The organism is Pseudoalteromonas sp. SR45-1, from assembly GCF_014163655.1.
GTDB lineage: Bacteria > Pseudomonadota > Gammaproteobacteria > Enterobacterales > Alteromonadaceae > Pseudoalteromonas > Pseudoalteromonas distincta.
This window is the reverse complement of sequence record NZ_JACJDR010000006.1, coordinates 128,570-154,915: the sequence shown is the minus strand read 5'-3', so window position 1 is coordinate 154,915 and position 26,346 is coordinate 128,570. Positions and strand designations below refer to the sequence as shown.

The window sequence follows — 26,346 nt, the reverse complement described above, 5'->3', positions numbered from 1 at the left end:
CAAATACAAAAGATAGTTATTCTCATTTGTGATATTTAATTTTTAAGTAAGTTATACGTACTTGGTTACTTAGTAAAATACTGATCTGATATTATTTAATGATATTGCACAGGCTCTATGTAAAGCTTAAGGTTAATAAACTGAGTAAAAATAAAGAGTGAATAACGATGAGCGATCACGAAAAACTAAACTACGTTGAGTTTCCTGCATGCGACTTACCCGCAACTAAGGTCTTTTTTAGTCGTGTATTTAATTGGCAGTTTACTGACTACGGCCCAGAATACACGGCGTTTAGTGGCCAAGGGCTTGATGGTGGCTTTTTTAATGCGCCGCTTAAATCGCTAACTCAAAACGGTGCTGCGCTATTGGTTTTTTATAGTAACGACATTCACGCTACGTATAAAAAAGTACAACTCCATGGTGGCAAAATATTAAAACCTATTTTTGAATTTCCGGGTGGTTGCCGGTTTCATTTTGCAGAGCCGAGCGGCAATGAATTTGCTGTATGGGCAGAGCAACACTAGGTTTTACAAGGCTTGTAGCGCGAATGAGCTTAAAGATCACGATTTTACTAACTAACGCTCGTTTTAATTAAAATAAACCGATTTTTTACCAACTCATTTATCCTAAATGGCCATTTAGGATAAATATTAAGCATTTAAGGCCAAATAAGCATGAATAGTCACCAATTAATAGAGCAAGTTAGTAAATGCGTGATCTGTGAACCTCATTTACCTTTAGGGGCTCGCCCTGTTATACAATTTAACCAAAACGCACGTATTTTAATTGCAGGGCAAGCACCTGGAATCAAAGTTCACGAAACAGGTGTGCCGTTTAACGATGCAAGCGGAAACCGCCTGCGAGAATGGCTTGGGCTAACACGTGATGAATTTTACGACGCTAATAATATAGCCATTTTACCTATGGGCTTTTGCTACCCGGGTAGGGGGAAGTCGGGTGATTTACCACCGAGAAAAGAATGTGCGCCTGCCTGGCGCGAGCAATTATTGGCTGCACTACCAAATATTGAGCTGACAATAGTGCTTGGTAAATACGCGCAGGCGTATCATTTACCAGAGACTAAAAAAATGCCACTTACGGAGTTAGTAAAATCGTGGCGTGAGTATTGGCCAAATTATTTAGTGCTTCCACATCCGAGTCCGCGTAATAATATATGGCTTAAAAAGAACCCATGGTTTGAACAAGATGTACTTCCAGAACTAGATAAGCACGTGGCTGCTATTTTAAATAAGTAATACTTCTAGTTATTGTAAAGGGGCGTTACAGTTAACTTAAAAATTAACACTCTAATTAAAAACAATAACAAACGAGGCTGTCTAATTTGAATGCATCTATATTAACCGAAGTAATACTTCCGCTCGCTCTTGCACTTATTATGTTTGGTATGGGTCTTGGGCTCACAACAACCGATTTTACTCGTCTATTTAAAAACCCGCTTGGCATTGTCATGGGTTTAATAGGCCAACTTGTAGCAATGCCTTTATTAGCATTAGGGCTGTGTTATTTACTAAACCTACCAACGCCTATCGCTATTGGTTTAATGATATTAGCTGCCTGCCCAGGTGGTACTATGTCAAATGTAGTAAGCCAGCTTGCTAAAGCTAATTTAGCGCTTTCGGTAAGTTTAACAGCTGCCTCTACCGCAATTAGTATAATAACCACACCGTTTATTATTGGCTTTGCTATGAGTCAGTTTGCCCCAGCAGACGATGCTACTTTTTCTATTTTAACTACTTCATTAGGGCTATTTTTTATTACCTTAGTGCCAGTTGCTATAGGCATTTGGTTGCGTCACTTTAAAAGTGATTTTGCCATTAAAGCAGAGCCGTTTTTTAGACGCTTCTCGTTGTTTTTTATGCTTATGATGATTGCCGCACTAGTAATAAAAGAGCGCGATTTATTAGTTAGCTCATTTAACAACGTATTTTGGGCGTGCATAGCGCTTAATATTGGTTCAATGGTTGTTGGTTGGCTAATTGCTAAGTGTTCAAAATTAAATTTAACTGATTCGCTGACGCTTTCAATTGAGGTTGGAATTCAAAATGCATCGTTAGCTATTTTAATCGCTATTAGCTTTTTAAATAAACCAGAATACGCAGTTACCGGTGGCGTGTATGGCCTTGCCATGTTTATAGGACCACTGCTATTAATTGGCGGGTTAAAGCTTAAAAATAAACGTACCGCTAGGGCTGTTAACTAGGACTTTTAATTAGGGCATGTTGACCAAGTTACTTTAATTTATGGCTGCGGATAACGTAGCCTTAAACTCAAGTCTAAAAATACCACCAGTTAAATGTATGCTCTGCACTCATCGCGACAACAAGTTGTAAGCTTATAAAACACTCTCAAGCTTGAATATTGCGCCAGGCGCTGAGCTTGCTCGCGCAAGGAGCGAAGCTTCTAATAACTAAGGCGCATTTTAGGATGGGATAAGAGTATAAGTAATACGGTGAAAAACAGCGCCTCAAATATGAGGCGCTACTTTAAAATGTATTAGTTCAGACAAGATCTGACACATCAACTTGCAAAAGTGAGAGTTACCCGTTTTGATAAAAGGTGTCGAATCTTTAAATCAAAACATATAAGAGGTAACTCTCATGCTACATACTAACAATCCAATTATTAAACACAAAGCGGGTTTACTTAATCTTGCAGAAGAACTTGGCAACGTATCAAGAGCCTGCAAAGTGATGGGAGTATCCCGTGATACATTTTATCGTTATCAAGAATTAATCGAAGACGGTGGACTTGATGCGTTAATTGATAAAAGTCGTAGGGCGCCAAACTTAAAAAATAGAGTTGATGAAGCAACTGAACAAGCCGTTATTAAATACGCTGTCGATTATCCAGCTCACGGCCAACACCGAACGAGTAATGAACTCAGAAAACAAGGCGTATTCGTTTCTGGTAGCGGTGTTCGTTCAATATGGCTACGTCATGACCTAGAGAACTTTAAAAAGCGTCTCAAGGCGCTAGAAAATAAAGTGGCTAACGAAGGTATTATTCTCACCGACGCTCAAGTAGCTGCGCTTGAAAAGAAAAAACATGATGACGAAGCGTGTGGTGAAATTGAAACGGCTCACCCAGGTTATCTAGGCTCTCAAGATACATTTTACATCGGTAATCTCAAAGGCGTTGGGCGTATCTACCAACAAACCTTCGTTGATACATACAGCAAAGTAGCGTTCGCTAAGCTCTACACCACGAAAACGCCAATTACTGCGGCTGACATACTCAACGACAAAGTACTGCCGTACTTCGAACAGTACGAGCTTCCTATGCTACGTATTCTAACCGATAGAGGCACTGAATATTGTGGCAAAGTCGAACATCATGATTACCAGTTATATCTGGCTATTAATGATATCGATCATACAAAAACCAAAGCTATGTCACCGCAAACAAATGGTATCTGCGAACGCTTCCATAAAACGATACTCAATGAATTCTATCAAGTTACATTCCGTAAAAAGCTATATAGCTCATTAGAGGAATTGCAAAAGGATCTGGACGAATGGATGATTTATTACAATAATGACCGAACTCATCAAGGAAAAATATGCTGTGGCAGAACGCCATTAGAAACTTTATTAGATGGAAAATTGATCTGGGCTGAGAAAAATTTAGCTCAAATCTAGACTGACAGTCACCGATTAAAAAACGGGTAACTGTCAGATCAAGTCTGAGCTAGTACATTTAAAACTTACTATTTGGTTTGCATGTTTTTAGCGCGTTCTTCTGCATCTATTAATGCTTGCGATTTAGGCGCGCGTTTTTTCTCTTCTATTTTGGGCTTTTCAGTTGAGTCAGGATCCCAGCTTGAGTCTAACGACAAGTTAGCAAATGGATTGTGACTGTCTGCTTTTTTAGGCTCACTTACTGGCTCATCAACTTGCGGTGTTGTTTGTGTTTGCTCAGGTGTTGCGCTTTGTTTTTTAGGCATCGGCTTTTCACCAGGTAATGGTGCATCTGGGTTAAATGTACGTACCTCTGGTTCTTTAAAGTCTTGCTCTGTTGTATATGTAGTCGATTGAGCGTCAGCTATTTGCTCTGGTGCGTGTAAATCTACAACCGGCTCACTCGCTGTTACTGGCTCAGGAGTACTAATAACCGGCTCTACAGTGTTGTGTTCGGCTTCTATTGGCGCAGGCTCCGTTACTTGCGCTGTATGGTGCTTACGTTGTTTTTTTACAGGCTTTGCATCTGGATCAAAGTCGCGTACTTCTGGCTCATTAAAGCTGCTGGCATTTTTAATACGCTCTAAGGTTGTTTTTGCTGCTGCTTCAAACTCGGCTGTATTAGGCTCAGGTTTTTGCTTTACTTCGTTAAACGTAGCGGTACTTGTTTGCTCTAAAGTATCAATTGAGTTAAGCGGTGTAGGCTCAATTTCGCTTGTTTGCACTTGTGTAACTACGTTGTTTTGCTCATCTGAAATTTGCGGTGGTGTATGTTCAATATCAGCATTTTGTGTAGTGTTCGTAGGCTCTAAAGGCTCTTCATTTGCCTCTACGCTGCTCTCAACTGGTTTATTATTTTGAGTTACTTCGTTGATGACGACAGGCTCAATCTCTGGCTCTTTTGTAGTTTCAGGTTTAGCTGGCGTAGCAATTTTTTCTGATTTAACTTCAGGTGGAGCCGCTATAGTCGGTTCTGCCATCACTTTACTTTGTTTTGCACGGCGCAGGCGCACGACTATCATAGCGCCAATAAGTACCACTATAACAAGTATTAAAGTGGGTAAAAGTAACGAGCTTGGGCTTTGTGCTATAGGTTGCGGCGCAATAACTGGCGCTGGTTTAGTTAACACCGGTGCTGGTTTTACAGGTACAGACTTTTCAGGCGTAGGTTGAACGTTTTGCTCTGGCGTCGCCGGTTTTACTTGCTCTATCACAGCTTCGTTTTTTTGCTCTGTAACTACTTGCTCGGGTACTGCTGTTGTTGGCTCTGCATCAATTACTATTTCGTTACTATTGGTATTTAGCTGATCGTTAATTTGTTGTTTTTGATCATCAGTTAAATTAAGGGTTTGCTCGTTGATGCTTTCTTTAACAGCTTCTTCAGTGGGTTGTATTACAGGGGCAGGTTCAACAATTTTAGGTTGCGGCTGAGTAATAATCGCCGGCTCTGGCTCTATTATCTGTGGCTTTGGTTGTGCTTGAATTTCTTTTGGCTTATTACAGTTGTTTTTGTAATCACGCGCTGCTTTACGATATTTTTGACTCGCTTTATTATTACTATTTTGCTGCATTTCTTGTTTAATTAAAATGCACATAGCTTCGTTGTATGCAGCACTTTGCGCACTATAAAATAGGGCAAAGCAAAGGGTAAATCTAATTAGTTTTGATATCATAAAGTTATGCGCGCTTAAATATTAATAGTTTGATTTTAAGCGCAAAATTGAAAATTATCCAGAGTAATACGACTAATCAATAACCATAAGGCTGCGATATTCATCGTAAGCAAATTGGTCTGTCATACCGCTTATATAATCTTGAATTAATCTACAGCGATAATAAAATTCGTACGCTGCAAAGTGATCGGGCTCTTCTTGCATCGCATCTATTGCGTGTTGGTAACTATTTAAGTGCTTTTTAGAGAGCTTTTTAACAAGTCGCGACTCAATTAATAAACGCGAATCGCCATTTAGAGCGCGCCTAAAGTCATCGCTGTTCAATTGCAGTAGCGGTTTGTAGCAATCGAGTAAGCCATTAATTATTCTATAACCTTGCAGCTCTAATTTTTCGACTTCTTTGTTTGAAAATACATGCTCAAGTGCCACTTGCTTTAGCATTTTGGTTACAGCGTGTAGATGGCTTCTATCTTCTAAAAGTGCTTGGTTAAAGTCGCCATGGTAAATAGGTTCTATATTTTCAATAAAGCGTTTTGCAGCATGTCCAACTAGCGGATGTAAAAGTGCAACGCGCAGGTATATAAAAAATTCGCTATTAAAGTTATACGGTTGTGCTTTGGCGCGCTCATGTGCGTAGTCAACTGCTTTATCTACAAAAGTTTGGTGCTCTGTATCGTCTATTGTTAGGTTTATGAGTGCTTTTTTATAATGACTTTTAAGCTGTGTACATAAGAATTCGGTGCTTATGATCCCTTTTTCAACAGCATCCTCTATATCGGCTAGGCAATACGAAATGTCGTCGGCGGCTTCCATTATATAACTTGCTGGATGGCGGCAATATGGCTCAATAGTGAGCTCTTTTTGTAGCGCTTCAACAAAGTTTTTTTCGCTGTAGTAGTAACCCACTTTCTTCATTAAGTAGTTTTTATTTTGCGGTATATCTTTTGTATCAAGCCCTGCAGGTCGAGTGTATTTTAAAATACCAGCACTTTGGCTGTAAGTTAAATTAAGCGTTTGCAACGAATGAATTATACGTATGCCTTGAGCGTTGCCTTCAAAGTTACAAATATCAAGCGCAAGGTGTTTAAAAACAACACCTATACCGGTATTGGGCTCTTTGCAGCGCTCGGGTGTTACGCTTGCTAGGTTGTTATTAAACCAGTGGTTTATTGCAGCTTCGCCAAAATGTCCAAACGGTGGGTTGCCTATATCGTGCATTAGGCAGGCCATTTCTACTAAGCTTTCTAGGGGGCGTTCTAGGTCGGTTAAGCCGTAATCTTTTTGTTGTTGGTAGCTTAAATTTGCAAAAATACGTTGCACTATAAAACGACCAACCTGTTGTACCTCAAGCGAGTGAGTTAAGCGCGAACGAACAGCTGCGTTACGCTCAAGCGGAAACACTTGGGTTTTTTGCTGCAGCCTGCGAATAGCGGCACTGTTAATAATACGGCCACGGTCGCTTTCTAGCGCCATTTGTAAGTTGGAGGTTGTGCGATACATTCGTGCTGGCGTTATTTTTTTACTAAAATCTATGGTCATCTTTATACTTATCCTTTTTACAATTGATGACTGGCATAGTTTTTAGCACATAGTCATTTGTCTTTAATATACAGGGTTTAATCTATCAGTTTGTATCATAAAGTAACAACTTGCTTTAAAATAATTTTTTGAGTAATTGTTGTGCATTTATAGGTGTTTATAATGAAACAGTGGATTTTAAAGGCAGTATCAATTTGCCTAATGTTAGGAATGAACAGCGCGTTTGCTGCAAAAGAGCAAACTGTGGTGCTTGTATCAATTGATGGCCTGCGTTGGGATTATATTGAAAAACACGGCGCACCAAATTTAAAAGCAATGGCCGAGCGCGGTGTTCGCGCACAAAAACTAATACCTGTTTATCCAACTAAAACGTTTCCTAACCATATTTCTATTATTACGGGCTTACTGCCGGTAAACCATGGCATTGTTGATAATAGCTTTTGTGATAAAGCGCGTAAAAACGACTGTTACAGCATGGGCAAAGCATTGGGCGATAGCACTTGGGTGAAGGGGATTCCGCTTTGGAATTTAGCAAAAATGCAGGGGCTTAAATCGGCTACTTATTTTTGGCCTGAGTCAGATGCATTATTTAACGGCATGACACCAGATTACTTTTATCACTATTCTAAATACAGCGATTACCAAAGCCGTGTTGATCAAATTATTCAATGGTTAAGTTTGCCAAAAGCACAGCGCCCACGTTTTATTGCGAGTTACTTTTCGCTAGTTGATAGCATGGGCCATGAGTTTGGACCAGACGCACCACAAACGCGAGATGCAGTTAAACAGCTTGATGAATTAATGGGGCAATTACAAACTCGCTTAAGTAAATTAGAGCAAGAGGTAAACTTAGTTATTGTCTCGGATCATGGTATGGCGAGTATAGATCCAGATAAAAGTATTGATGTAACCACACTGCCTCAAGATGAAAACTTTTTAGTTAAAAACACCGGTCCACGTTTACTCATATACACTCAACCCGATGCAATAAATGCGGATATAGCCGGCTATAAAGCTCGTTTACAAAAAGCAGCAAACGGTCGTTATACAGTATTAACTGACGAGCAGTTAGCAGCGTACCATTACAATAAAGGCACTCGCGTAGGCGATATTGTGGTGCAAACTACAGCGCCAGCGGTATTTACCAATGGTAAAAAACCAACCTATTTAGGGACTCACGGTTATGCATATACCGAGGATATGGCAGCATCATTTATTGCTGTAGGCCCTGCATTTAAACAAGGTATAAGCCTTAAAGAAGTGAGTAACCTTGATATCTACCCAGTACTTGCAAAAGTGATGGGGCTTAAATTGTTAAACAAAGTAGATGGCAATGGTAAAACATTAATGCCAGCAATTAAGCAAAAAGTGGTTGTGCATTAGCTTAATCTATAAGAGCGCGTAAGCGCTCTGCAGGGAAGAACATGTTAAAACTTTAAAGTGGGCTATTTAGCCCACTTTTTAATGCGCTACTTATTTAAAGTTAGCAATACTTGTTTTTGTAGCAGTAACCGTGCGAATTGCATACGCTTGGTTTGTAATACCAAATGCAATACCGTTTACACTCCAGTTAGGGTTAGAGAAGTAATCGTACTGAGTTGCACTACCGTAAACGTGCGGGTAAGCCATAATACTTGCAAACTCATTTTGTACGCCATGACCCATGCCATCTACATATACACCGCCAGATGTGTCACCTTGTTTGCGTGAATGCGCTAAACCTTGGTTATGACCAAGTTCGTGTACAAATGTAGTTGCACCACAATCAATTGCAGTGATTGAGTACATACGGCTGCTCATTGAGCTATATAGATTGCCATTAGTGCCTTGGCCAACCCATGCTAAACCACATGAAATAAGCCCATTGCCAGCACTTTGGCCAGTACCTAATACGGCAATCATGTCGGCTTTCCAATCGCTGCGTAAACCATCTACGTAGCTGCTATTTGTAACCGAATCTAACCAATCCTCAGACGGCGTTACTGCGTAGTCACCTAAGTTTTGTTTGCCAGCTAAGCGTAGTGTTATATCAACGCCATTTTGGCTATATACCTGATTACTAAAAGCAATTAGTTGATTTATTTTAGTGTCAATATTACTAGTTGCGGCAGCTGATTGGTCGGTATATAAAATACCGATATCGATTGTTTCTGCTTGTGCAACACTTGCTGCACATAATGCCGCAGCCAGTGCGGTTGTTGTGATTACTTTTTTCATTATTGTATTTCCTTACTCTTGTTGTGGTTGGAACTGTTTTTAACTTGGTTGAGATCATAAAAAGCAGACACACTAAAGCTGCCTTATAGTGCGGCTTTAATTGCTTTTTATATTTTTTGGTTAGCCATCAATTTTTGGTGCAAATATATCGATGCTTTTATCTGATTTGGGTTTTGGTGCGGTTACTTCATGCTCTATGTGGCTTTTATATAAATCGCGTTTTGCTGCAATCCATCCGTACTTACCTTTACTTTCGAATACATAGTTGCCAGAAGGTGCAGTAAATTGGCCATATACTGCATCTTTACCTACCGTTAAAACGGTATTATGCATGCGACCGTCAACACCCACTATTTTACCAAATATGCTCTTATCGCCATTTTCAGACTCAACCACATTAGTCACTTCTGCGGTGAATGTTTCGGCTGTTTGCGGAATAGCTAAATCAAAGTTTTCGCCAGTTTCTAACGCCTGTAAAGAATTTAAATCAAACTCAATATAGGCCTCGTTATGTAAGTCAGTCGGTAAAACTTTTGCATTTATAAGCACTTGCTTTGCTTTGTCTGATAGGCGATTTACGGCATCAAATTCTTCAAACGGTAAGTTGTTGTCAGGGGCAGCAATGGGTTTAACAGTAATTGGATCTTTACTCATATCAATAGGTGCAGGGGGATGCGTATTGCGCGTTTTTGGTAAATCAATAGGAACAAAATCAATAGCAACAGGCGCGATAGGTTCGCCCGTTTCATCTGCATTAAAAAATAGCCCATAAACTGCAAATGCCGATAATGGTATAGCAATTAGTAAGACGACAGATCTCTTCATTTGTTTCTCTTTTAGTGTTTTTGGTTAACTATTTGTTACGTTTTATATTATTAAATGGATTAGATCAAGATAATAAATGTAACCGAAAAGAATTATTTCTTAATTTTATAATTCATTATAAAATATAAGGATATTTATTTTTGGTGTGTTTTTTGCTCTTTTTAGTATTGGTTTTTAGTAGTGTTTACGCGGGCTTTGGCGCAGTTGTAGGTACTTGTTTGTTTAGTTAAATACAATGGTTAAAAGTGACTTTTTGACGTTAATTACAATGAAAAATAAAAAGTGAATTTATTTCACCTTTTGTAAACCAATCGCTAATTGCAATGTAATTATTGGGCACGTATGTTGTGAGCTGCATAAATGCATTACGAGGAATTTATGAAGGTGTCTGATCAGTTGCTTAACCGAATTACAGCAGGACTTGTGGCTGTAATTATTGGTTTTTCGAGTTCTATTGCATTAATTTATCAGGTAGTGATAACCCTTGGTGGTACGCCCGATTTAGTAGCTAGTTGGATTTTAATGCTCGGTTTAGTGATGGGCACAACGTCAATTGGTTTATCGTACTATTACAAAGTACCTGTTTTAATTGCGTGGTCTACCACGGGAGCTGCATTACTTATTTCAAGTGCCCAAGGGTATAACTTAAATGAGGCTATTGGCGCGTTTATGCTCAGTGCATTGCTCGTGTTTTTGTCGGGGGTTACGGGCTGGTTTGAAAAAATAATGAACCGTATTCCAAGTGAGCTTGCATGCGCCATGTTGGCCGGCGTGCTTGTTACCTTTGGTATCGATGTGTTTAATTTTATGAACGACATGCCTTTAGTAATTGGTTTAATGGTCGTTATGTACTTTATTGGTAAACGCTTTTTTGCCCGCTTTGCTATGTTAAGCGTGCTTATTATAGGTGTATTACTCGCTTGGCAAATGGGCCATATTGATACCAGCGCGCTGCACTGGAAAATGAGCGAATTTGCTTATATTGAACCCGCTTTCCACTTGCAAGCATGTATTAGTATAGGTTTACCACTTTATATAGTTACCATGACTTCGCAAAATTTACCGGGTATTGCGGTTTTAAAAGCACATAAATATAAAGCGCCTATATCTGCATCTCTTAATGTTACTGGCTTTGTAAATATGCTTAGCGCTCCTTTTGGAGCCTACTCTATTAATTTAGCCGCGATTACCGCAGCTATGTGTATGAGTGATGAGGCGGATAAAAATCATGATAAACGTTATTGGGCGAGTATAGCGGCTGGCGTATTTTATATTTTAATGGCGCTGTGCGCAGCTACATTAGTTGGCTTGGTGGCAAGTTTACCGCAGGCTCTTATTTTAGCTTTGGCGGGCATTGCGCTATTTGGCACCATTGCTAATAGTTTGCAGCAAGCCCTTAGTCGTACTGAATATACTGAGGCCGCAATAGTCACTTTTTTAGTAACTGCATCTAACTTAACATTGCTTTCAGTGGGGTCTGCTTTTTGGGGGATTATAGCCGGTGTGCTAACGCTTATTATCACCAGGAAAGACTAAAAACTGTGAATATGTAAAGCGAAATTATTGCTCATATAGATGATTAAAATAGTTTAACCAAGCTTATTAAAAAGGCTGCAATTGCAGCCTTTAGTTTTACATAACAGGGTTTATCTAATCATAAGTATGATGGCGAGTTACGCTAAACCGATTAAGTATGTGGTGCATAACATACACAACACATAAGCTTAAGATTATAGCCACAGATACCGAACTAAACCGGTACATTGCACTATAAACAAGATCTTGGCCTGGCCCGAGTGAATTTCCAAACAAAATACCAAATGTAGTCAACACACCAAAACCAATGCCAGGTATGCCTCCGCCTAAAATATGAAAGCGCGCAAAAACAAACGAAAGTATCCATAAAATAGCCATCGGAAAAAGTAAAAAATCAGAGTGACTATACAAAAATAGTTGCGATAGTAACGCTGCATTACAGCCTATAAGCGTTCCAATTGCTCGCTGCCAACCGGCCATACCTGCGGCTTTCCAGCACAACGAAAATAAAATAAGCACAGAAGCTGCCTGCGCAGATATTGAGTCTTGTAAATCAAGAACCTGAAAAACAACAAAAGAGAGCGTAGCCACGGTTGAGCATAACAATACCTCATGGCGAATACTTTCTTTTGCTTTAGCTGGCATTACTCGCCCGGGCCTTGCGGTTACATCAGGAAATAGGCCATGCATTAATGCTCCAATAATAACGGTTAAAAATATAGCCAAACCATTAGTTAAAATTAATGGATAAATACTGCTTCCTTGATCAACATAGCTGGAAAAATGCAGCTGAATAGAAAGACTGATCACGCCTAAAGCGCCAAATAAAAAGGCACTACCGCTACTCATTTTATGAAATAAAAAGCAGAAAACACCAAACACTAACAATGTCATAACGACTGGTAAGTGGGAAAATAATCCCTGCATTATCAGCACTATAAGTGCGCTAAATGCAGCAGATGCTATAAATTGATTTATAAGCCCACGACTTAACGTAGGTACCATGCCCAATATCAACATAGGATAAACGGTAAAAAATATACCATTGGGCCAGTTCATTAATTCACTAATAGTAAAGCCAAGGGTACACCCACCTGCAATGCGCAGTGCTTGGCGAAGGCCATTGGAGTCTAATTGTGGGCCTTGGCTAACAATTTGAGTCATAAAGCCTCCATTAATAAATGTAGTGTAACCAGCTAATAAACCTGATTTGTGCAGAGCCAAACCATTGCCCAATTGTTGATTCTGGTAATAATTGTACTGTTGCACGTGAGCCACTAGGCATGTTTGCTATTAAGTCTTGATGATTAATGAGCTTTAAGTGAATGCGTTGACGCTGTGCATCACGCACCCAACGATTACTGGTTTCTGTTGTACTTAGTAAACCATTAGCACTAAGTTGACCACTGCTAACGCCTGCTTCAAATGTTTCAAGTATTGCGTCGTAAACTTCACCTGGACGGCTATCAAATACTACGCGCGCTTGGGTGCCTTGCTTCATATTTGTGAGTGACTTTTCTCTAAAGTCGGCAACTAAATCTGCCTTTTTAGCAACAATAGCTAATAACGGGCTGCCTGCAACTGCGTATGCGCCGTTTAATAATTGTAAGTTAGCAACTACGCCGTCACTTAATGCGCGCACTTTTGTGTAGGATAAATTTAGCTCAGCTTGCGCTAACTGGTTAGCAGCGTGGCGCATGGCTAAGTTTTTGTTCCCTGAGTCACCTCTAGCTAAAACCGCTTCAGCTAACTGCGCTTCAAGGGCTGCAACATTTGCTTTACTCGCTTCAAAATTAGCACGAATGCTTTCAAGTTCTTGCTCCGATATAGACTTTTGCTTATAGAGCTTTTCGCCTCTGCTTTTTAATAGTTTTTGCTCATGCTGTTTAGCGTTTGCAGCACTTATTTGTGCCTCAAGCGCTTTAACATTGGTATCAAGGCGTTTATTTTGTAATTTGGCATCATCAAGGGCGAGTTGAGCTTGTTCTTTAGCTAAATTATATGGGCCTTCATCGATACTAAATAATATATCGCCTGCTTTAACTGATTGGTTATTACTAACTTGCACACTAGTGACTCGGCCACTAATTTGCGGTGATATTTGCACAACAGGGTGATAAACACGTGCTTGTGGTGTCACAGGCAAAACCATATCGGCCACTAAATAGTAAATAAATACTAAGATAAACCCTATGAGAGAAAACCTTACATAGCGTGCAAACTTTTGATCCGGTGTCATTTTTAGCCTTACTTATTAACTTGAATACATTTAAGGGCGTTTTGCTCTATTTTGATCAAACCAAATGCAATCGCATCTAGTTGCTCAACAGATAAACCGCTGTATAACTGATTTTTTATATCGGAAATAGTCTCTTGCAATGAATGTAAAATGGCATCACTTTGCTCAGTAAAATAGAGTCTTTTACTGCGCTTATCATGTTTGTCTACACGGCGAACAATTAACGATTGCTCCTCTAATTGCTTAAGCGTACGAGTCAATGAAGGCATTTCTATCCCTAAGCTATTAGCAAGCTCAAGTTGTGTTAGTCCCTCACCACGCATACTAATATGCATTAGTGCAGTCCAGCGCGATTGAGTAAGCCCTAAAGGCTCAACTGCAATGGTTACCGCTTCGCGGCATAAGCGATGAACTCGGCCCATATTACCGATAACAGTTAAATCGAGTGTTTCGTGAAAAGGTTTGTGTGTAGGCATAGCCATCCCAACATAGTTAGCAAGCTAACTATTTTATCATTACTTAGCTTGCTAAGTAAATATATGAAAGAGTGGGAAATGGTAAAATATTTGCTAAACCTCACTTGTAGAAATGGTGAGGTTTAGCAGGAGTTTAAAAGTTAAGTAAATTAGCAGGGGAGTATTGATCGGTAAGTACTTTTGTATTTGCGGGCCAATCTTGGTCGTTTTTAGTAAATTGCATAAATTGGCTAATCGCTTTTATGTCTATACCGTATTTTACTAATTTAGGGGCGAGAGCATTTACACGCGTGTTAATTTGCGCTTCGCTCGGCATTGATTTAAGTCCCGCTAAAATAATACGATTACTACGATTTTCGCGACTTACATTTATAAAGTCGCCAAATACAGCGTGGTAAGTTGCCGACTCATGCTGATAAAGTTTACTACTTGAAAACGTATTTGCAGCTATAACACCGCCTTCGGCTAATACGCTTTGTACTTCTTCAAAAAACTCTTTAGTAAGCAAATGCTCCGGAATATAGTCGCCGTTAAATGCATCCAAAATAATCCAATCGTACTTTTGTTTTTTAATTGCGGCACGTTTTATAAAAATACGGCCATCTTGCACGCTTGATGTCACTAAATCGTTTTCTATAAAGTTAAAGTAATCGCGTGCAACTTTAGTTACTGCGGGATCTATTTCAACATTATGAATTTTTGCAGTGGGGTATAGCTCATGAATAACGTTAGAAAGCGTACCGCCTCCTAATCCTATAATAAGTATATTTTTAGGATTATCGGCTACTAAAAGGCTCGCAAAAGTAAGTTTAGTGTAATTAAAAACAAGTTTGTCGGGATTGTTTTTATACATACAGCTTTGGCTTGTTTGGCTACTTTTAGTATTAAATTTAAGGCAACGTAAGTCGCTCGTTTCTTCAACAATAATATTGCGATAAAGCGAGCGCTCTTCGTGGATAACTTTACTGCACGCAAAACCCGAAAATGCAATTAACGGCAGTAGTAGATATTTAAGCATGAGCAAGCTCCTTATTATTAGCCAAGGTATTAATTACAATCGCGACTAAACCCAGTGACCCAAGCGTTAGAGCAAAGGCGCTAATAATAGTATTTACGTCAAACGCGAGTACAAAGTAAAACGAGGTAATTATAGTACCCAGTGCACTACCAAGCGTACTTACAAAGTATAAACGCCCAGCCACTTGGCCGCTTTTATCTCTATCGGTTACTAGTAAGCGCACAGAGTAGGGCGAGATCATGCCTAAAATAACGGTAGGTATAAAAAATAAAGCACTTGACGCTAAGAGTGAGCCGTAGCGGCTATCTTCAATATGGGTAAATATAAATTCCATTATTGGCTGCGAAAATAATGTAATAGGCACCACCATAATGCTGGCTATTAAAAATATTAAACCATATTTGGTAAGTGATGCATTTTTAGTGCTGAGTTTACCGCCAAGTAAATACCCAAAAGATAAACTAAGCATAAATACTGTAATTATACTGCCCCAAATATGTACGCTACTACCAAAAAAAGGGGCGAGAATTCTCCCTCCTAAAAGTTCAATCCCCATAATGCAAAAACCGCTGCAAAAAGCTAAAAAGTAAATTAACGCGTTTGTTTTTATGCTCATGTAATTATCGTTATGTAACTTAAGTAGAACACTATACTAACGTGATGACACGGCAGTCGCTAGTGCATTAATTAATCGCTCAGTGATTTTTTAAAAAGAAGTTTTGTTATAAAGTAACACATGCTACAATTTTGTTATACTATAACACTTGCTTAGTTAATCAATCACATGAAGTACTCTTTAATTTATTTAGCCTGCCTAGGAATTAGTGCGCCCAGTATTGCCCAAGATCAAAAAGAAGAAATCGAAAAAATATCTGTCACTTATAAACAAGCTTATCGCGGTGATATTCCTCAAAAGCAAATGCCACAATCTATAGTTAGTATTAATAGTGCTGAGCTTAATAAAAAAGGAATTACTCAACTACAAGATGCGCTTGATTTTTCAGCTAGTATTTCACGTAAAAACAATAGCGGTGCATTGTGGGATAGCTTTTCTATTCGTGGCCTTTCGGGTAACGAAAACATGCCATCGGGCTATTTAGTTAATGGCTTTAGCGGTGGGCGTGGTTTTAGCGGCCCGCGTGATGTATCTAACATTGATTACATTGAAGTACTAAAAGGCCCAGGTTCAGCACTTTATGGGCGATCAGAGCCAGGCGGGACTGTAAATATTGTAACTAAAAAGCCACAGTTTGATTCACAAGGTGAGCTAAAACTAAGCTTAGGCAGCGACAGTTTTAATCGCGTTGAAGGCGATTACACCAGCGGCATTAACGATACCACCGCGTTTAGAATAAATGGCGCATGGCAAGATAGTGACAGCTACCGCGATGAGGTATACACCAATAAAAAGGTGATTACGCCGTCTATTTATCATCAAATAAACGCATCGACCAGTGTAACTTATGAGTTTGAATACGTAGATTTAGCTCAGCTATTCGATCGTGGTATTGTTGTACTCGATAACGATTTTGACACCGTACCAAGCACGCGCTATTTGGGTAACCCAAACGATGGAGGCACGCAGGTTTACTCTCGAGGCCACCAAATTACGCTTAACCACGATATTAACGACGAATGGTCACTCGTTGTAGGTGCAAATTATCGAGACTCTAGCTTAACGGGTTTTTCGTCAGATGCAGAACTTGCACCGTCACGCCAATCGTTATTTGACGATGGCCGCACACTTACCCGCCAGCAGCGCTATCGCGACTACGAAGTAGAAGATTTAAGTGTAAAGTTTGAAGTTAGCGGACGTTTAGATACAGCCGGCATTACGCATCATTTATTAATAGGTATTGATGCATATAAATACGATTTGCGCACGGCGCTTTCTCGTTATCGTGGCGGTAATGGCACTTATACTATTGATATTTTTGAGCCTGATTATTCTGGTGAACGTCCTGCTGTTTCGCTACTTTATGAAAATGATGAAGAGCAAAACGCTTACGGTATTTACATTCAAGATCAAATGGATATCACTGATAAGTTTAAACTTTTACTTGGCCTTAGATTTGATAGCGTAGACCAAGATATTTTAGAAACCAACAGCGGTGTATTTTCAACCAGTTCTGAGAGCCAAATAAGCCCACGCGTTGGCGTAGTGTACGAACTAAATAATACAATAACCTTTTACAGCAGTTACTCTGAAGGCTTTTTACCACTGAGCGGTACTGATGCAAACGGCGACCCGTTTGGCTTTGAGTACAGCGACTCGTTTGAAGTTGGTGCTAAGTTTGAATACCTAGGTGTAAACGGTACTGTGGCACTTTTTGATGCTTCTAAAAGTAATATGTTAGTGGCAGATCCAGTAAACGTTGGTTTTTCGGCTCCCATTGGTAAAGCTGATAGCAAAGGGTTTGAGCTTGATTTAAATACCTATATTACCGATGCAACAGCATTTAACTTATCGTACGCCTATATAGATGCCACCACAGCAAACGACATTATTAATGCCGATTGGGGCGTGCCAATAGAAAAAGGCAGCCCACTGGTAAATGTACCAAAAAACAATCTAAACCTTACACTTAGCCATCAAACAGCATTAATGGGTAAAGAGCTTGAATTTGGTGCAAGTTACCAATATACCAGCAGCCGCCTAGGTGATGCCGCAGATTTGAGCTTTAGACTACCAAGTTACCAATTGGTCGGCCTGTTTGGTCAATTAAATTTAACAGATAAAACAGAGCTAAATGTGAGCATTAATAACATTTTTAATGAAGACTACGCTCAAAGTAGTTACAACGCTTTGTGGGTTTATCCGGGGGCGCCTACGCAATTTAAAATGTCGATAGCTTATAATTTTTAATAGCTTAGCTTATTAAGCCTTTAAACAGTTTTCATCCTGAAGCGCCTTAATTTAATAATTAAGGCGCTTTTTTATTTAAATTAAGGTTTCTTAAGTTTTCTTTAAGTTTCGCTCGCTAAGTTACAAACATACACTTTATATGAGCGATGTTTATGCAATTAGCACACCTACCTTCATCACCCGTTTATATTCAAAATAACTCACGCTTTGTTAGTGCTCGCGTTAATGATGAGCATAGAAGTGCGTTAGAAAACACAGTTAAAGAAGGGTTTTTAGTCGCTTACAACGCCACGCTTACCTCTTTTATGCCATTACTTTGCCAATACACGACAAACGAAGGGCAATGCACATTGGGTTTAAGGCAAGCAACAGCCCCTCTATTTATAGAGCAATACTTAGCACAGCCCATTGAGCATTTTTTACCTGAGAACACACAGCGTAATAAAGTATTTGAGCTTGGCAATCTATGCTCTACACATCGCAAAGCAACGCTTGGGCATTTTATTGTTGTTAATGAAGCCCTGCAAAGTGTAGGAGCAAAACATTTAGTATTTTGCGCCACTAAAAAAGTGCGTGCACTGCTGCGCTTATTAGGCGTTAACTGCACTGAAATTGCTGTGGCAAACAGTTTTGTTGTTGAGCATCCGCTAAGTTGGGGAAGTTACTACGCTAATCAGCCTACCGTATGCGTTGTGAGTTTAGAGCAAGCTCACCAACAAGTATTAAATACCCCAATGCTTTATAGTTTGACGCAGCAAAACCACTCAAATATCAATTCTTTGGTAAATGCATTGGTGAACGTATGAATTACTATAATACACATTCAGTACCGCCATTAATTATTGCCCATAATAAAGAGCAAACACTTGAAATTAACGGTGATGAGTTTAACCAGCAAATACAAAAAGTAGTAAAAATACTATATAGCTTTAACGGCAAATGTATTGCTTATAAGCTCGATAATACGCCAGCTTGGCTTGTTATTGATGCCGCTGCTGCAGTTTCTAATAAAGTGGCTGTGCCAATTGCTCACTTTTTTAGTGAACAACAAACTCAATATGTACTAGCTCAATGTGGCGCTAATGTATTTATGAGCGACACGGCAAACCCTTTACTTGGGGAGCCGGCTGCATCAATTACTTTATTTGAGTGTTACACATTATATATTTACGAAATCGTTGTAGCTAAACCCGTCAGTTATTTCCCAGAAACTCAAAAAGTAACATTTACATCAGGATCAACCGGGCAACCAAAGGGCGTGTGTTTATCTGCAAAGAGTCAAATGCAGGTAGCGCAATCTCTGTGCGATAAAATTAACATTAAAAAGCCTGTTCATTTGTGTTTATTACCACTTGCTGTATTGCTTGAAAATATAGCCGGTGTGTATGCCCCTTTAAAAAGTGGCGGTACAGTGCATTTAATGCCGTTAAATGAATTAGGCTTTGTTGGTACTGCATTAAAACAGCCCGCACAGCTTATTGCTGCGATTGATAAAGTTAAGCCAAATACGCTTATTTTAGTGCCTGAACTATTAGCATGCTTAGTTACTTTTGCAGAAGATGGTTGGCAACCGCCTAGTTCGTTACAGTTTATTGCCGTAGGTGGTGCGCGTGTCAGCGAAATGCTAATAGTTAAAGCGCGTAGCTTAAACTTACCGGTTTACCAAGGTTATGGACTTTCTGAGGCGGCATCTGTCGTTAGTTTAAATACACCCACAAACGATAACATCCACAGTGCCGGCTCTGTGTTACCTCATATTCAAACCAAAATTGAAAATGGTCAGCTTTTTATAAAAGGCGATTTGTTTTTAGGTTACTTAAATCATCAACCTCACGACAAAAACCAGTGGTATGCAACTGGCGACTTGGTCGAACAGCATCAAAATACCTTATTTATTAAAGGCCGATTAAAAAATCTAATTATTACCAGCATGGGGCGCAATATCAGTGCCGAGTGGCCTGAATCACTATTACTCAGTCAAAGCGGTATTTTACAAGCGGTTGTGTTTGGTGAGGGGCGACCTTTTCTCAGTGCCATTATTTACGCCGATACAAAGCTAAGTAACCCAGCGTTAGCTCAATACGTTAACGAAATTAATAAACAACTACCCGACTATGCTCGAATTCAAAAGTGGCATCGTTTAGCTGCCCCATTCAGTGTGCAACAAGGATTATTAACAACAAATAATCGCCCAAAACGAGATGCCATAAGTAAGCAGTACCATGCTGTATTTGATCAATTTTACCGACTTGGAGAAGTAATTAATGAGTGATTTTTTTAACACCCTTAAAGAGCAAACTAAACAAGAGCAAAACTATCTGCTCACAGCGCCTATTATTCAGCGTGTTTTTAAAGGCGAAGCATCACTTGAAGAATACGCCTCGTTTTTAGCGCAAGCGTATCACCATGTTAAGCACACCGTGCCATTAATGATGTCGGTTGGTGCGCGATTAACCGACGATCAAGAATGGCTGCGCGAAGCCGTCGCAGAATATATTGAAGAAGAGATTGGTCATCAAGAGTGGGTACTTAATGACATTGCAGCATGTGGTTTTGACAAAGAAACAGTACGGTGTAGTCAGCCGCAATTTGCTACCGAAATGATGGTGTCGTATGCGTACGACTCCATTGCACGTAAAAATCCGTTGAGCTTTTTTGGCATGGTGCATGTGCTTGAAGGCACTTCTATAGCGCTTGCTGATGGCGCGGCTTCAAACATTGCAAATGCTGTGGGCTTACCTAAAAAAGCATTTAGTTATTTAACCTCTCACGGCGCGCTTGATATAGAGCATGTAAAGTTTTTTGAAAACCTAATGAATCAAATAACAGACGAGACGGATCAACAAGCCATAATTCATGGTGCAAAGCGCTTTTATCGTTTATACGGCGATATATTTCGTGGACTCGATGACGAACCATTTTTTAAAGCAAGTGTACAAGGCAAATTGGTATGAGTAGTTCTTTGTGTGTGCTCACTGGTGCAACAGGCGGAATAGGGCAAGCGATTGCTAAAGCCCTATATGCAAAAGGGTGGAAGTTACTGCTTGTAGGGCGAAATACCCAAGCCCTTGAAAAACTGAGCCGTGCATGCCCAGACAGTGAAATATTTACGGGCGATTTAACCGACGATACAACACGTATTAACCTAGCAATAAAAGCCAAGCAACTCGGCGGCGTTAAATTACTTATTAATAACGCAGGTATAAATACAATGCAAAGCCTTGAGCACACAAGTAATGAGCAAATAGATAATATGCTCATTACTAATTTGTCGGTGCCTATTAAATTATGCCAGCTATTTTTAGGGCAGTTAGCGTATACCAAAGGCACTATTGTTAACGTGGGATCATCGTTTGGCAGTATTGGCTACCCGTTTCAAACGCTTTATTGCGCCAGTAAATTCGGTTTACGTGGCTTTACAGAAGCGCTCTCTCGTGAGCTTAACGGCTCAGGCATTAAAGTGACCTATTTAGCACCAAGAGCAACAGATACATCTATTAATAGCAGTAAAGCGCGGGCAATGAATAAAGAGCTCGGCAATAAAATGGACTCGCCAGAATTAGTTGCTCAAGAGTTATTAGCTCTTATAAGTTCAAACCAAACAAGGCGCTTTATTGGTTTCCCTGAAAAATTATTTGCACGCATAAATGGCGTATTCCCAAGCGTTGTTGATAACGCTATTGCAAAGCAACTTCCTAAAATTAAACGTTTTTTAAGTTAACAAACACACAAGGGCAAAATTATGTATAAATTTACACTCACATTTTATTTAATACTAACCTCTGTATTTGCAACTGCAGTACACGCAGATGAAGCGCAAGACTTAACCGATATTCAACAAAAGTGGGCAATTGCTAATTACGAACTTGAAGACGATGCGCAAATAGACGCGTTTACGCAACTAAGTGAGCAAAGCGCATTATTTGTTAAAAACTATCCAAGCTCAGCGCAAACACATATTTGGAATGGCATTGTGTTAGCTAGTTTTGCTGGCGCAAAAGGGGGCTTGGGCGCACTTGGTTTAGCAAAAGAAGCAAAAGCGTCACTCGAAAATGCACTCTCGATTGATGGCACTGCATTAAATGGCTCAGCTTACGCAAGCCTTGCAACGCTTTATAGCAAAGTACCTGGCTGGCCAATTGGTTTTGGTGATGACGACAAAGCTGAAAAATTATTTAAACAAGCGCTCGCTTTTAATCTCGAAGGCATTGATACTAATTACTTATACGGTGAATACTTGTATGACGAAGGCGATTATAAACAAGCTAAAGCACGACTACTTGTAGCACAAGCTGCTGGGATTCGTGATACTCGGGCAAAAGCAGATAAATATCGTCAACAAGCAATAAGTCAGCTATTGGCAAAAGTAGATAAAAAATTAAAAAGATAAACACATAATGCATTTATTACTCGTTGAGGACGATCATTTAGTGGCGCAAGGGCTTATTCGCTCTTTGCGCCAAGAGGGCTACAGCGTAGAGCACAGTGGCACAGTAAAGCACGCCTTAGAGTGCCTTTCTAGTGGTGAGATTGAGCTTGTTATTCTCGATTTAGGATTGCCTGATGGCGACGGTTCGCAAGTTTTAAAGCATATTAAAGCGCAAAAAAAAGTTATTCCTGTGGTTATTTTAACTGCTCGCGGCAGTATTGACGACAAAGTCCAAGGGCTCGATATGGGGGCAGATGATTACCTTGCAAAGCCGTTTGACCCTGCTGAGTTATTTGCTCGATTACGTGTAGCAAGCCGGCGCATTAACCAAACTCAGTCAAGCTTATTGCGCTGTGGTGATGTAGTAATGGATACCTCTGCTCATACAGTTAAACTAAGTGGGCAGTCACTTACGCTACCGCGAAGAGAATACATGCTTTTAAAAGCGCTGATGGAAAATCAGGGAAGGGTACAATCAAAACAACAACTCGAAAACAAACTTTACCAATGGGGTGAAGAAGTTGGCTCTAATGCCATAGAGGTGCATATTCATCATCTTCGTAAAAAATTCCCTAGTGATTTTATTAAAACCTTACGTGGCATTGGCTACGTGGTTGGTAAGCGTTAGAGTGTATTTGTTTTTCGAGGTTGAAAATGTCTATTCGTAAACGTCTGACCTTAATTTTACTTTCAATGATGGTGCTAACTTGCTTTTTAGCATTAGTAAAAGGCTATCAAAAAAGTATGCACCACGGCGAAAGTTTGCTTGATGATGAACTTAAAATAGTAGCTGGCGTTTTAATTGAGCAACCATTGGCACTAAGCACAGATGCAGTACAAGTAAGTAATAATAGCGCTCAGTTGTTGTATCAAATTTGGCAAAATAATAATTTACTTAGTGGCTCATCGAGTTTAACGAATAACCAAATTAGTTTTAGCGAGGGCTTTCAAACGGCCAATGTAGCAGGGCAGCGTATGCGGGTATTTGTGATGAGTAAAAACACCCGTAAAATCATCGTTGCTGAACCTATGGCAAAGCGTTTTGAATTAGCTGAAGCCGTTATTTTATCTGCAATGTTACCTATGCTATGGGCAGTCCCTCTGCTTGCTATTTTTATTAGCTTTTTTGTTAAATACGCATTAGCCCCTCTTACTCGATTATCTAAGCAGTTGGCGTCTCGCCAAGCTAACGACTTTACGCCAATTAACTGGCAAGTAACTGACGAAGAAATTAAACCTGTTATTAATCGTTTAAACGTCTTATTTAAACGCGTAGAAACAGCCTACTTACGGGAGCGATTTTTTGCCTCAGATGCAGCTCACGAATTACGTACTCCACTTAGTAGTTTAAAAATTAACGTACATAATTTGGCTAATAAACAAAGTAATCTGCAAGACCATCAAGAATTACAAGCTATGTCGCAGGGCATTAATCGCTTAAGTAATATTGTTGAACAAATGCTAATTTTAGGGCGCACCCAGCCTGAACAATGGCAGAGGCAGTTTAGCGAACAATCATTACTAACGATTACTCAGCAAGTCGTATCGGAGCAATACGACAAAATAGATGAAAAAAACCAAACCATTAGTCTTGAAGGCGATGATTTTATTATTAATGGTGATGAGTTTACATTAACCACGCTTATCGCTAACTTACTTAGCAATGCCATAAAATACGCACCCAATAATGGTCAAATTATAATTAAATTAGTATCAAGTAATAACGGCTTTAGTTGGCAAATTGATGATTCTGGTGCGGGTATGACTGAAGAGCAAAAAGAGCGAATATTCAATCGCTTTTATCGCGTAGGTGGCGATCAGCATCCATCAGGCGAGCAAGGTGCCGGTTTAGGTATGGCGATTGTTCAACACATAATTGCTATTTATGGCGCAACTATTCATTTAGCGAATAGCCCTTTAGGCGGACTAACCGTTAAGGTTACTTTTACAGGAGTAAAAAGTGACTAAACGTTTATTTAATCGGTGCCTTTGTTGTTTGCTATTTTTGTCGTTTAACGCGGCGAGTAAAGAGTACCTTATTATTTTAAAAGATCATTTGTTTTATCCCTCGCAAATTACCATTCCCGCGAATAAAAAAGTAAAACTATTGATAGAAAACCAAGACAGCACACCAGAAGAGTTTGATAGCTTTGATCTAAACAGAGAAAAAGTACTCTACCCAAATCGTAAAAGCATTATTTATATAGGACCGCTAAGTAAAGGGCATTACGAGTTTTTTGGTGAGTTTTCGCCCAATACAGCAAGGGGCGTTGTAATAGTTAGCGATGAAGGGGCGCAGCATGCTAATAACTAGTTTAGTCATGAGCCTTAATCAATTACTACCGGTGGCTATTTTATTAGTGCTACTACAAGTAGTTAAAAAACAAAGCGCTTTAAAAATAGGGTCTGCTTTATTAATTGGCGCGCTCATGTCGTTTTTGTACATGCAAAGCGCATCATGGGTGAGCCAATGGTTTAAACACCAAGGGTTAGAGTACTCACAAATAGGGCTATGTATCACTATATTTATTGCTGTATTGGTATTTGCACTAAAGCAAATATCAGCGGCATTTTATATCGCAGTTATAAGCACAATAACGCTGTATTTAAGCCACTATATTATTTACCTCACCAGTTTTTGGCAAAATAGTAATGCAGGGCAAAGCTTATTTATTGGCACTTTATTAGGTGTTGGGATTTGTTTAAGTTTTAGCGTATTGCTGTACTTTTTAATGAATGCAATTAAGTACCGCTTTGGTATGTATCTGCTTTTTACTTTGCTTGCTTTTAACAGCGCGGCTAAGTTATTAGTTGCACTGGATTTGGCAAGTCAAATAGATTTAATTACCAACACCTCAACAGTGTGGGATTTACGTAATTTGTTAAGCGAAAACTCTGAGCTAGGCCGCGTACTGCGTGCTCTGGTTGGTTACGAGGCCACTCCTGATTTAATGAGTGTACTTATATATAGTACAAGCAGCGTATTATTTTTATTACTTTGTTACGTTATTCCAGCTTCAATAACTAAGGAACGTGTATGAAAGCACTTAACCTATATTTAGCGCTTAGTTTTACCGCTCTTTGTTTGTTGGTATTCTCAATCCAAGCAAAGGCCGATGGTATTGTTGTTGATAAGGTATACCATCCCTATGTTTTGCCTTTTGAGCGTGAGTTTGAGTGGCGATTAGTGTCGCACCAAACAGATAGTGGCAACATACTAGCGCAGCGTTTGGGTGGCGGTGGTGCTATTAACGATACAATGGCACTAGAAGGTTACATAGTTGGTGAGCGAGACGATAACGGCGACTTTGGTTTAGAAGCTTATGAGCTTGAGCTACGTTGGCAATTAATTGAGCAAGGTAAATTATGGGCTGATTGGGGGGCATTATTTGAGCTTGAAAAAAAACATAATGAAGATGTGTATGAAGCAACTTCGGGTTTTGTGATCGAAAAAGAGTTTGGCAAAACAAGCTTAACTATGAATACTTTTTTGGTTTACGAGTGGGGGCAGGATATACAAAATGAATGGGAAAGCGAGTTTAGAGCGCAATATCGCTATCGATATCGTTCTGCTTTTCAGCCATCTATTGAGGTGTACGTAGGAGAAGACTTTGTTGGCATAGGGCCTGGGTTTATAGGTTTGCAGCGTTTTGATGGACAAAAGCAGTTAAAATGGGAAGCGGGTTTTATCACTGAGATAAGCCAATCAGAAAAAAATCATAGTTTTAGGCTCGCATTAGAATTTGAATTTTAATAACCAAGGAAAGCGGCTTTGGTTGTTTATCACTCTGATTATAGATAGGTACTTGACATATTTTAAAAAATCTATA

At 39.6% G+C, this 26,346-nt stretch carries 26 protein-coding genes; 17 read left to right on the top strand and 9 right to left on the bottom strand.

Annotated elements, in window-relative coordinates; genetic code table 11:
• Positions 1-167 precede the first annotated feature (167 nt).
• From H5089_RS08240 to H5089_RS08225, 4 genes are all read left to right on the top strand, one after another.
• Positions 168-524, top strand: a complete 357-nt coding sequence (locus tag H5089_RS08240; protein WP_182711959.1) for a VOC family protein — start codon at positions 168-170, stop codon at positions 522-524.
• 150 nt (positions 525-674) lie between these two features.
• Positions 675-1,256, top strand: coding sequence for a uracil-DNA glycosylase family protein (locus H5089_RS08235; protein ID WP_182711958.1), 582 nt, complete (start codon positions 675-677; stop codon positions 1,254-1,256).
• Between the two features lie 86 nt (positions 1,257-1,342).
• Positions 1,343-2,221: a bile acid:sodium symporter family protein gene (locus tag H5089_RS08230; protein WP_024595857.1), complete on the top strand. Its 879-nt coding sequence runs from the start codon at positions 1,343-1,345 to the stop codon at positions 2,219-2,221.
• Between the two features lie 397 nt (positions 2,222-2,618).
• The gene (locus H5089_RS08225) at positions 2,619-3,659 is read left to right on the top strand and encodes an IS481 family transposase (RefSeq protein WP_182711957.1); all 1,041 of its coding nucleotides are present in this window, start codon (positions 2,619-2,621) and stop codon (positions 3,657-3,659) included.
• 68 nt (positions 3,660-3,727) lie between these two features.
• On the opposite strand, the gene H5089_RS08220 is transcribed toward H5089_RS08225, so the two are convergent.
• Together H5089_RS08220 and dgt are read right to left on the bottom strand one after the other, a co-directional pair.
• On the bottom strand, positions 3,728-5,371 hold the full coding sequence (locus H5089_RS08220) for a cell surface protein (RefSeq protein ID WP_182711956.1): 1,644 nt from the start codon (positions 5,369-5,371) through the stop codon (positions 3,728-3,730).
• A 72-nt stretch (positions 5,372-5,443) separates the two neighbouring features.
• Positions 5,444-6,910, bottom strand: coding sequence for a dGTPase (gene dgt, locus H5089_RS08215; protein WP_002959159.1), 1,467 nt, complete (start codon positions 6,908-6,910; stop codon positions 5,444-5,446).
• A gap of 162 nt (positions 6,911-7,072) precedes the next feature.
• Between dgt and H5089_RS08210 the strand changes: the two genes are divergently transcribed.
• Positions 7,073-8,293 carry an alkaline phosphatase family protein gene (locus H5089_RS08210; protein ID WP_039488828.1) on the top strand — a complete coding sequence of 407 codons (1,221 nt, stop codon included), beginning with the start codon at positions 7,073-7,075 and terminating at the stop codon, positions 8,291-8,293.
• Positions 8,294-8,383: 90 nt separating this feature from the next.
• On the opposite strand, the gene H5089_RS08205 is transcribed toward H5089_RS08210, so the two are convergent.
• Positions 8,384-9,127 carry a zinc-dependent metalloprotease family protein gene (locus H5089_RS08205; protein WP_002959157.1) on the bottom strand — a complete coding sequence of 248 codons (744 nt, stop codon included), beginning with the start codon at positions 9,125-9,127 and terminating at the stop codon, positions 8,384-8,386.
• 120 nt (positions 9,128-9,247) lie between these two features.
• Positions 9,248-9,952, bottom strand: coding sequence for a hypothetical protein (locus tag H5089_RS08200; protein WP_182711955.1), 705 nt, complete (start codon positions 9,950-9,952; stop codon positions 9,248-9,250).
• Positions 9,953-10,330: 378 nt separating this feature from the next.
• Here H5089_RS08200 and H5089_RS08195 point away from each other — a divergent pair, with 378 nt between their 5' ends.
• Positions 10,331-11,488: a benzoate/H(+) symporter BenE family transporter gene (locus H5089_RS08195; protein WP_182711954.1), complete on the top strand. Its 1,158-nt coding sequence runs from the start codon at positions 10,331-10,333 to the stop codon at positions 11,486-11,488.
• A gap of 114 nt (positions 11,489-11,602) precedes the next feature.
• Here the strand turns inward: H5089_RS08195 and H5089_RS08190 are convergent, their stop codons facing one another.
• The 5 genes from H5089_RS08190 to H5089_RS08170 all read right to left on the bottom strand — a co-directional run bounded on the left by H5089_RS08190 (position 11,603) and on the right by H5089_RS08170 (position 15,837).
• On the bottom strand, positions 11,603-12,652 hold the full coding sequence (locus tag H5089_RS08190; RefSeq protein ID WP_024595851.1) for a DUF2955 domain-containing protein: 1,050 nt from the start codon (positions 12,650-12,652) through the stop codon (positions 11,603-11,605).
• 10 nt (positions 12,653-12,662) lie between these two features.
• Positions 12,663-13,727, bottom strand: a complete 1,065-nt coding sequence (locus tag H5089_RS08185) for an HlyD family secretion protein (protein WP_165723799.1) — start codon at positions 13,725-13,727, stop codon at positions 12,663-12,665.
• Positions 13,728-13,735: 8 nt separating this feature from the next.
• Positions 13,736-14,203 (bottom strand): MarR family transcriptional regulator, encoded by a 468-nt coding sequence (locus H5089_RS08180; RefSeq protein ID WP_024595849.1) that lies wholly within the window; start codon positions 14,201-14,203, stop codon positions 13,736-13,738.
• Positions 14,204-14,336: 133 nt separating this feature from the next.
• Complete coding sequence (locus H5089_RS08175; protein ID WP_182711953.1) at positions 14,337-15,221, bottom strand: spermidine synthase; 885 nt, start codon at positions 15,219-15,221, stop codon at positions 14,337-14,339.
• Positions 15,214-15,837, bottom strand: a complete 624-nt coding sequence (locus H5089_RS08170) for a fused MFS/spermidine synthase (protein WP_182711952.1) — start codon at positions 15,835-15,837, stop codon at positions 15,214-15,216. Before H5089_RS08170 ends, H5089_RS08175 begins: the two co-directional genes overlap by 8 nt.
• Before the next feature lie 168 nt (positions 15,838-16,005).
• Between H5089_RS08170 and H5089_RS08165 the strand changes: the two genes are divergently transcribed.
• The 11 genes from H5089_RS08165 to H5089_RS08115 all read left to right on the top strand — a co-directional run bounded on the left by H5089_RS08165 (position 16,006) and on the right by H5089_RS08115 (position 26,270).
• Entirely contained in the window at positions 16,006-18,087 is a 2,082-nt protein-coding gene (locus H5089_RS08165) for a TonB-dependent siderophore receptor (RefSeq protein WP_182711951.1), read from the top strand.
• Positions 18,088-18,239: 152 nt separating this feature from the next.
• The gene (locus H5089_RS08160) at positions 18,240-18,893 is read left to right on the top strand and encodes a thermostable hemolysin (protein WP_182711950.1); all 654 of its coding nucleotides are present in this window, start codon (positions 18,240-18,242) and stop codon (positions 18,891-18,893) included.
• A complete protein-coding gene (locus tag H5089_RS08155) occupies positions 18,890-20,359 on the top strand; it encodes an AMP-binding protein (protein ID WP_182711949.1) in 1,470 nt (489 codons plus the stop codon). Before H5089_RS08160 ends, H5089_RS08155 begins: the two co-directional genes overlap by 4 nt.
• Positions 20,352-21,041, top strand: a complete 690-nt coding sequence (locus H5089_RS08150) for a TenA family transcriptional regulator (protein WP_182711948.1) — start codon at positions 20,352-20,354, stop codon at positions 21,039-21,041. The genes H5089_RS08155 and H5089_RS08150 overlap by 8 nt, the downstream gene beginning before the upstream one ends.
• Positions 21,038-21,808 (top strand): SDR family oxidoreductase, encoded by a 771-nt coding sequence (locus tag H5089_RS08145; RefSeq protein ID WP_002959137.1) that lies wholly within the window; start codon positions 21,038-21,040, stop codon positions 21,806-21,808. The genes H5089_RS08150 and H5089_RS08145 overlap by 4 nt, the downstream gene beginning before the upstream one ends.
• Positions 21,809-21,829: 21 nt before the next feature.
• Entirely contained in the window at positions 21,830-22,477 is a 648-nt protein-coding gene (locus H5089_RS08140) for a hypothetical protein (protein ID WP_002959134.1), read from the top strand.
• Positions 22,478-22,484: 7 nt separating this feature from the next.
• Entirely contained in the window at positions 22,485-23,144 is a 660-nt protein-coding gene (locus H5089_RS08135; RefSeq protein ID WP_024595841.1) for a response regulator transcription factor, read from the top strand.
• Positions 23,145-23,170: 26 nt separating this feature from the next.
• Positions 23,171-24,484, top strand: a complete 1,314-nt coding sequence (locus H5089_RS08130) for an ATP-binding protein (protein ID WP_182711947.1) — start codon at positions 23,171-23,173, stop codon at positions 24,482-24,484.
• Positions 24,477-24,830 carry a cupredoxin domain-containing protein gene (locus H5089_RS08125; protein WP_182711946.1) on the top strand — a complete coding sequence of 118 codons (354 nt, stop codon included), beginning with the start codon at positions 24,477-24,479 and terminating at the stop codon, positions 24,828-24,830. Before H5089_RS08130 ends, H5089_RS08125 begins: the two co-directional genes overlap by 8 nt.
• The gene (locus tag H5089_RS08120) at positions 24,817-25,557 is read left to right on the top strand and encodes an iron transporter (protein WP_182711945.1); all 741 of its coding nucleotides are present in this window, start codon (positions 24,817-24,819) and stop codon (positions 25,555-25,557) included. The genes H5089_RS08125 and H5089_RS08120 overlap by 14 nt, the downstream gene beginning before the upstream one ends.
• Entirely contained in the window at positions 25,554-26,270 is a 717-nt protein-coding gene (locus H5089_RS08115; protein WP_182711944.1) for a hypothetical protein, read from the top strand. Before H5089_RS08120 ends, H5089_RS08115 begins: the two co-directional genes overlap by 4 nt.
• The last annotated feature ends 76 nt before the right edge of the window (positions 26,271-26,346 follow it).

Bases quoted from the DNA above. Each gene is read 5' to 3' on its own strand.
- H5089_RS08240 (WP_182711959.1), top strand. From the start codon at position 168: ATGAGCGATCACGAAAAACTAAACTACGTTGAGTTTCCTGCATGCGAC.
- H5089_RS08235 (WP_182711958.1), top strand. From the start codon at position 675: ATGAATAGTCACCAATTAATAGAGCAAGTTAGTAAATGCGTGATCTGT.
- H5089_RS08225 (WP_182711957.1), top strand. From the start codon at position 2,619: ATGCTACATACTAACAATCCAATTATTAAACACAAAGCGGGTTTACTT.
- H5089_RS08220 (WP_182711956.1), bottom strand. From the start codon at position 5,371: ATGATATCAAAACTAATTAGATTTACCCTTTGCTTTGCCCTATTTTAT.
- dgt (WP_002959159.1), bottom strand. From the start codon at position 6,910: ATGACCATAGATTTTAGTAAAAAAATAACGCCAGCACGAATGTATCGC.
- H5089_RS08210 (WP_039488828.1), top strand. From the start codon at position 7,073: ATGAAACAGTGGATTTTAAAGGCAGTATCAATTTGCCTAATGTTAGGA.
- H5089_RS08205 (WP_002959157.1), bottom strand. From the start codon at position 9,127: ATGAAAAAAGTAATCACAACAACCGCACTGGCTGCGGCATTATGTGCA.
- H5089_RS08200 (WP_182711955.1), bottom strand. From the start codon at position 9,952: ATGAAGAGATCTGTCGTCTTACTAATTGCTATACCATTATCGGCATTT.
- H5089_RS08195 (WP_182711954.1), top strand. From the start codon at position 10,331: ATGAAGGTGTCTGATCAGTTGCTTAACCGAATTACAGCAGGACTTGTG.
- H5089_RS08190 (WP_024595851.1), bottom strand. From the start codon at position 12,652: ATGACTCAAATTGTTAGCCAAGGCCCACAATTAGACTCCAATGGCCTT.
- H5089_RS08185 (WP_165723799.1), bottom strand. From the start codon at position 13,727: ATGACACCGGATCAAAAGTTTGCACGCTATGTAAGGTTTTCTCTCATA.
- H5089_RS08180 (WP_024595849.1), bottom strand. From the start codon at position 14,203: ATGCCTACACACAAACCTTTTCACGAAACACTCGATTTAACTGTTATC.
- H5089_RS08175 (WP_182711953.1), bottom strand. From the start codon at position 15,221: ATGCTTAAATATCTACTACTGCCGTTAATTGCATTTTCGGGTTTTGCG.
- H5089_RS08170 (WP_182711952.1), bottom strand. From the start codon at position 15,837: ATGAGCATAAAAACAAACGCGTTAATTTACTTTTTAGCTTTTTGCAGC.
- H5089_RS08165 (WP_182711951.1), top strand. From the start codon at position 16,006: ATGAAGTACTCTTTAATTTATTTAGCCTGCCTAGGAATTAGTGCGCCC.
- H5089_RS08160 (WP_182711950.1), top strand. From the start codon at position 18,240: ATGCAATTAGCACACCTACCTTCATCACCCGTTTATATTCAAAATAAC.
- H5089_RS08155 (WP_182711949.1), top strand. From the start codon at position 18,890: ATGAATTACTATAATACACATTCAGTACCGCCATTAATTATTGCCCAT.
- H5089_RS08150 (WP_182711948.1), top strand. From the start codon at position 20,352: ATGAGTGATTTTTTTAACACCCTTAAAGAGCAAACTAAACAAGAGCAA.
- H5089_RS08145 (WP_002959137.1), top strand. From the start codon at position 21,038: ATGAGTAGTTCTTTGTGTGTGCTCACTGGTGCAACAGGCGGAATAGGG.
- H5089_RS08140 (WP_002959134.1), top strand. From the start codon at position 21,830: ATGTATAAATTTACACTCACATTTTATTTAATACTAACCTCTGTATTT.
- H5089_RS08135 (WP_024595841.1), top strand. From the start codon at position 22,485: ATGCATTTATTACTCGTTGAGGACGATCATTTAGTGGCGCAAGGGCTT.
- H5089_RS08130 (WP_182711947.1), top strand. From the start codon at position 23,171: ATGTCTATTCGTAAACGTCTGACCTTAATTTTACTTTCAATGATGGTG.
- H5089_RS08120 (WP_182711945.1), top strand. From the start codon at position 24,817: ATGCTAATAACTAGTTTAGTCATGAGCCTTAATCAATTACTACCGGTG.
- H5089_RS08115 (WP_182711944.1), top strand. From the start codon at position 25,554: ATGAAAGCACTTAACCTATATTTAGCGCTTAGTTTTACCGCTCTTTGT.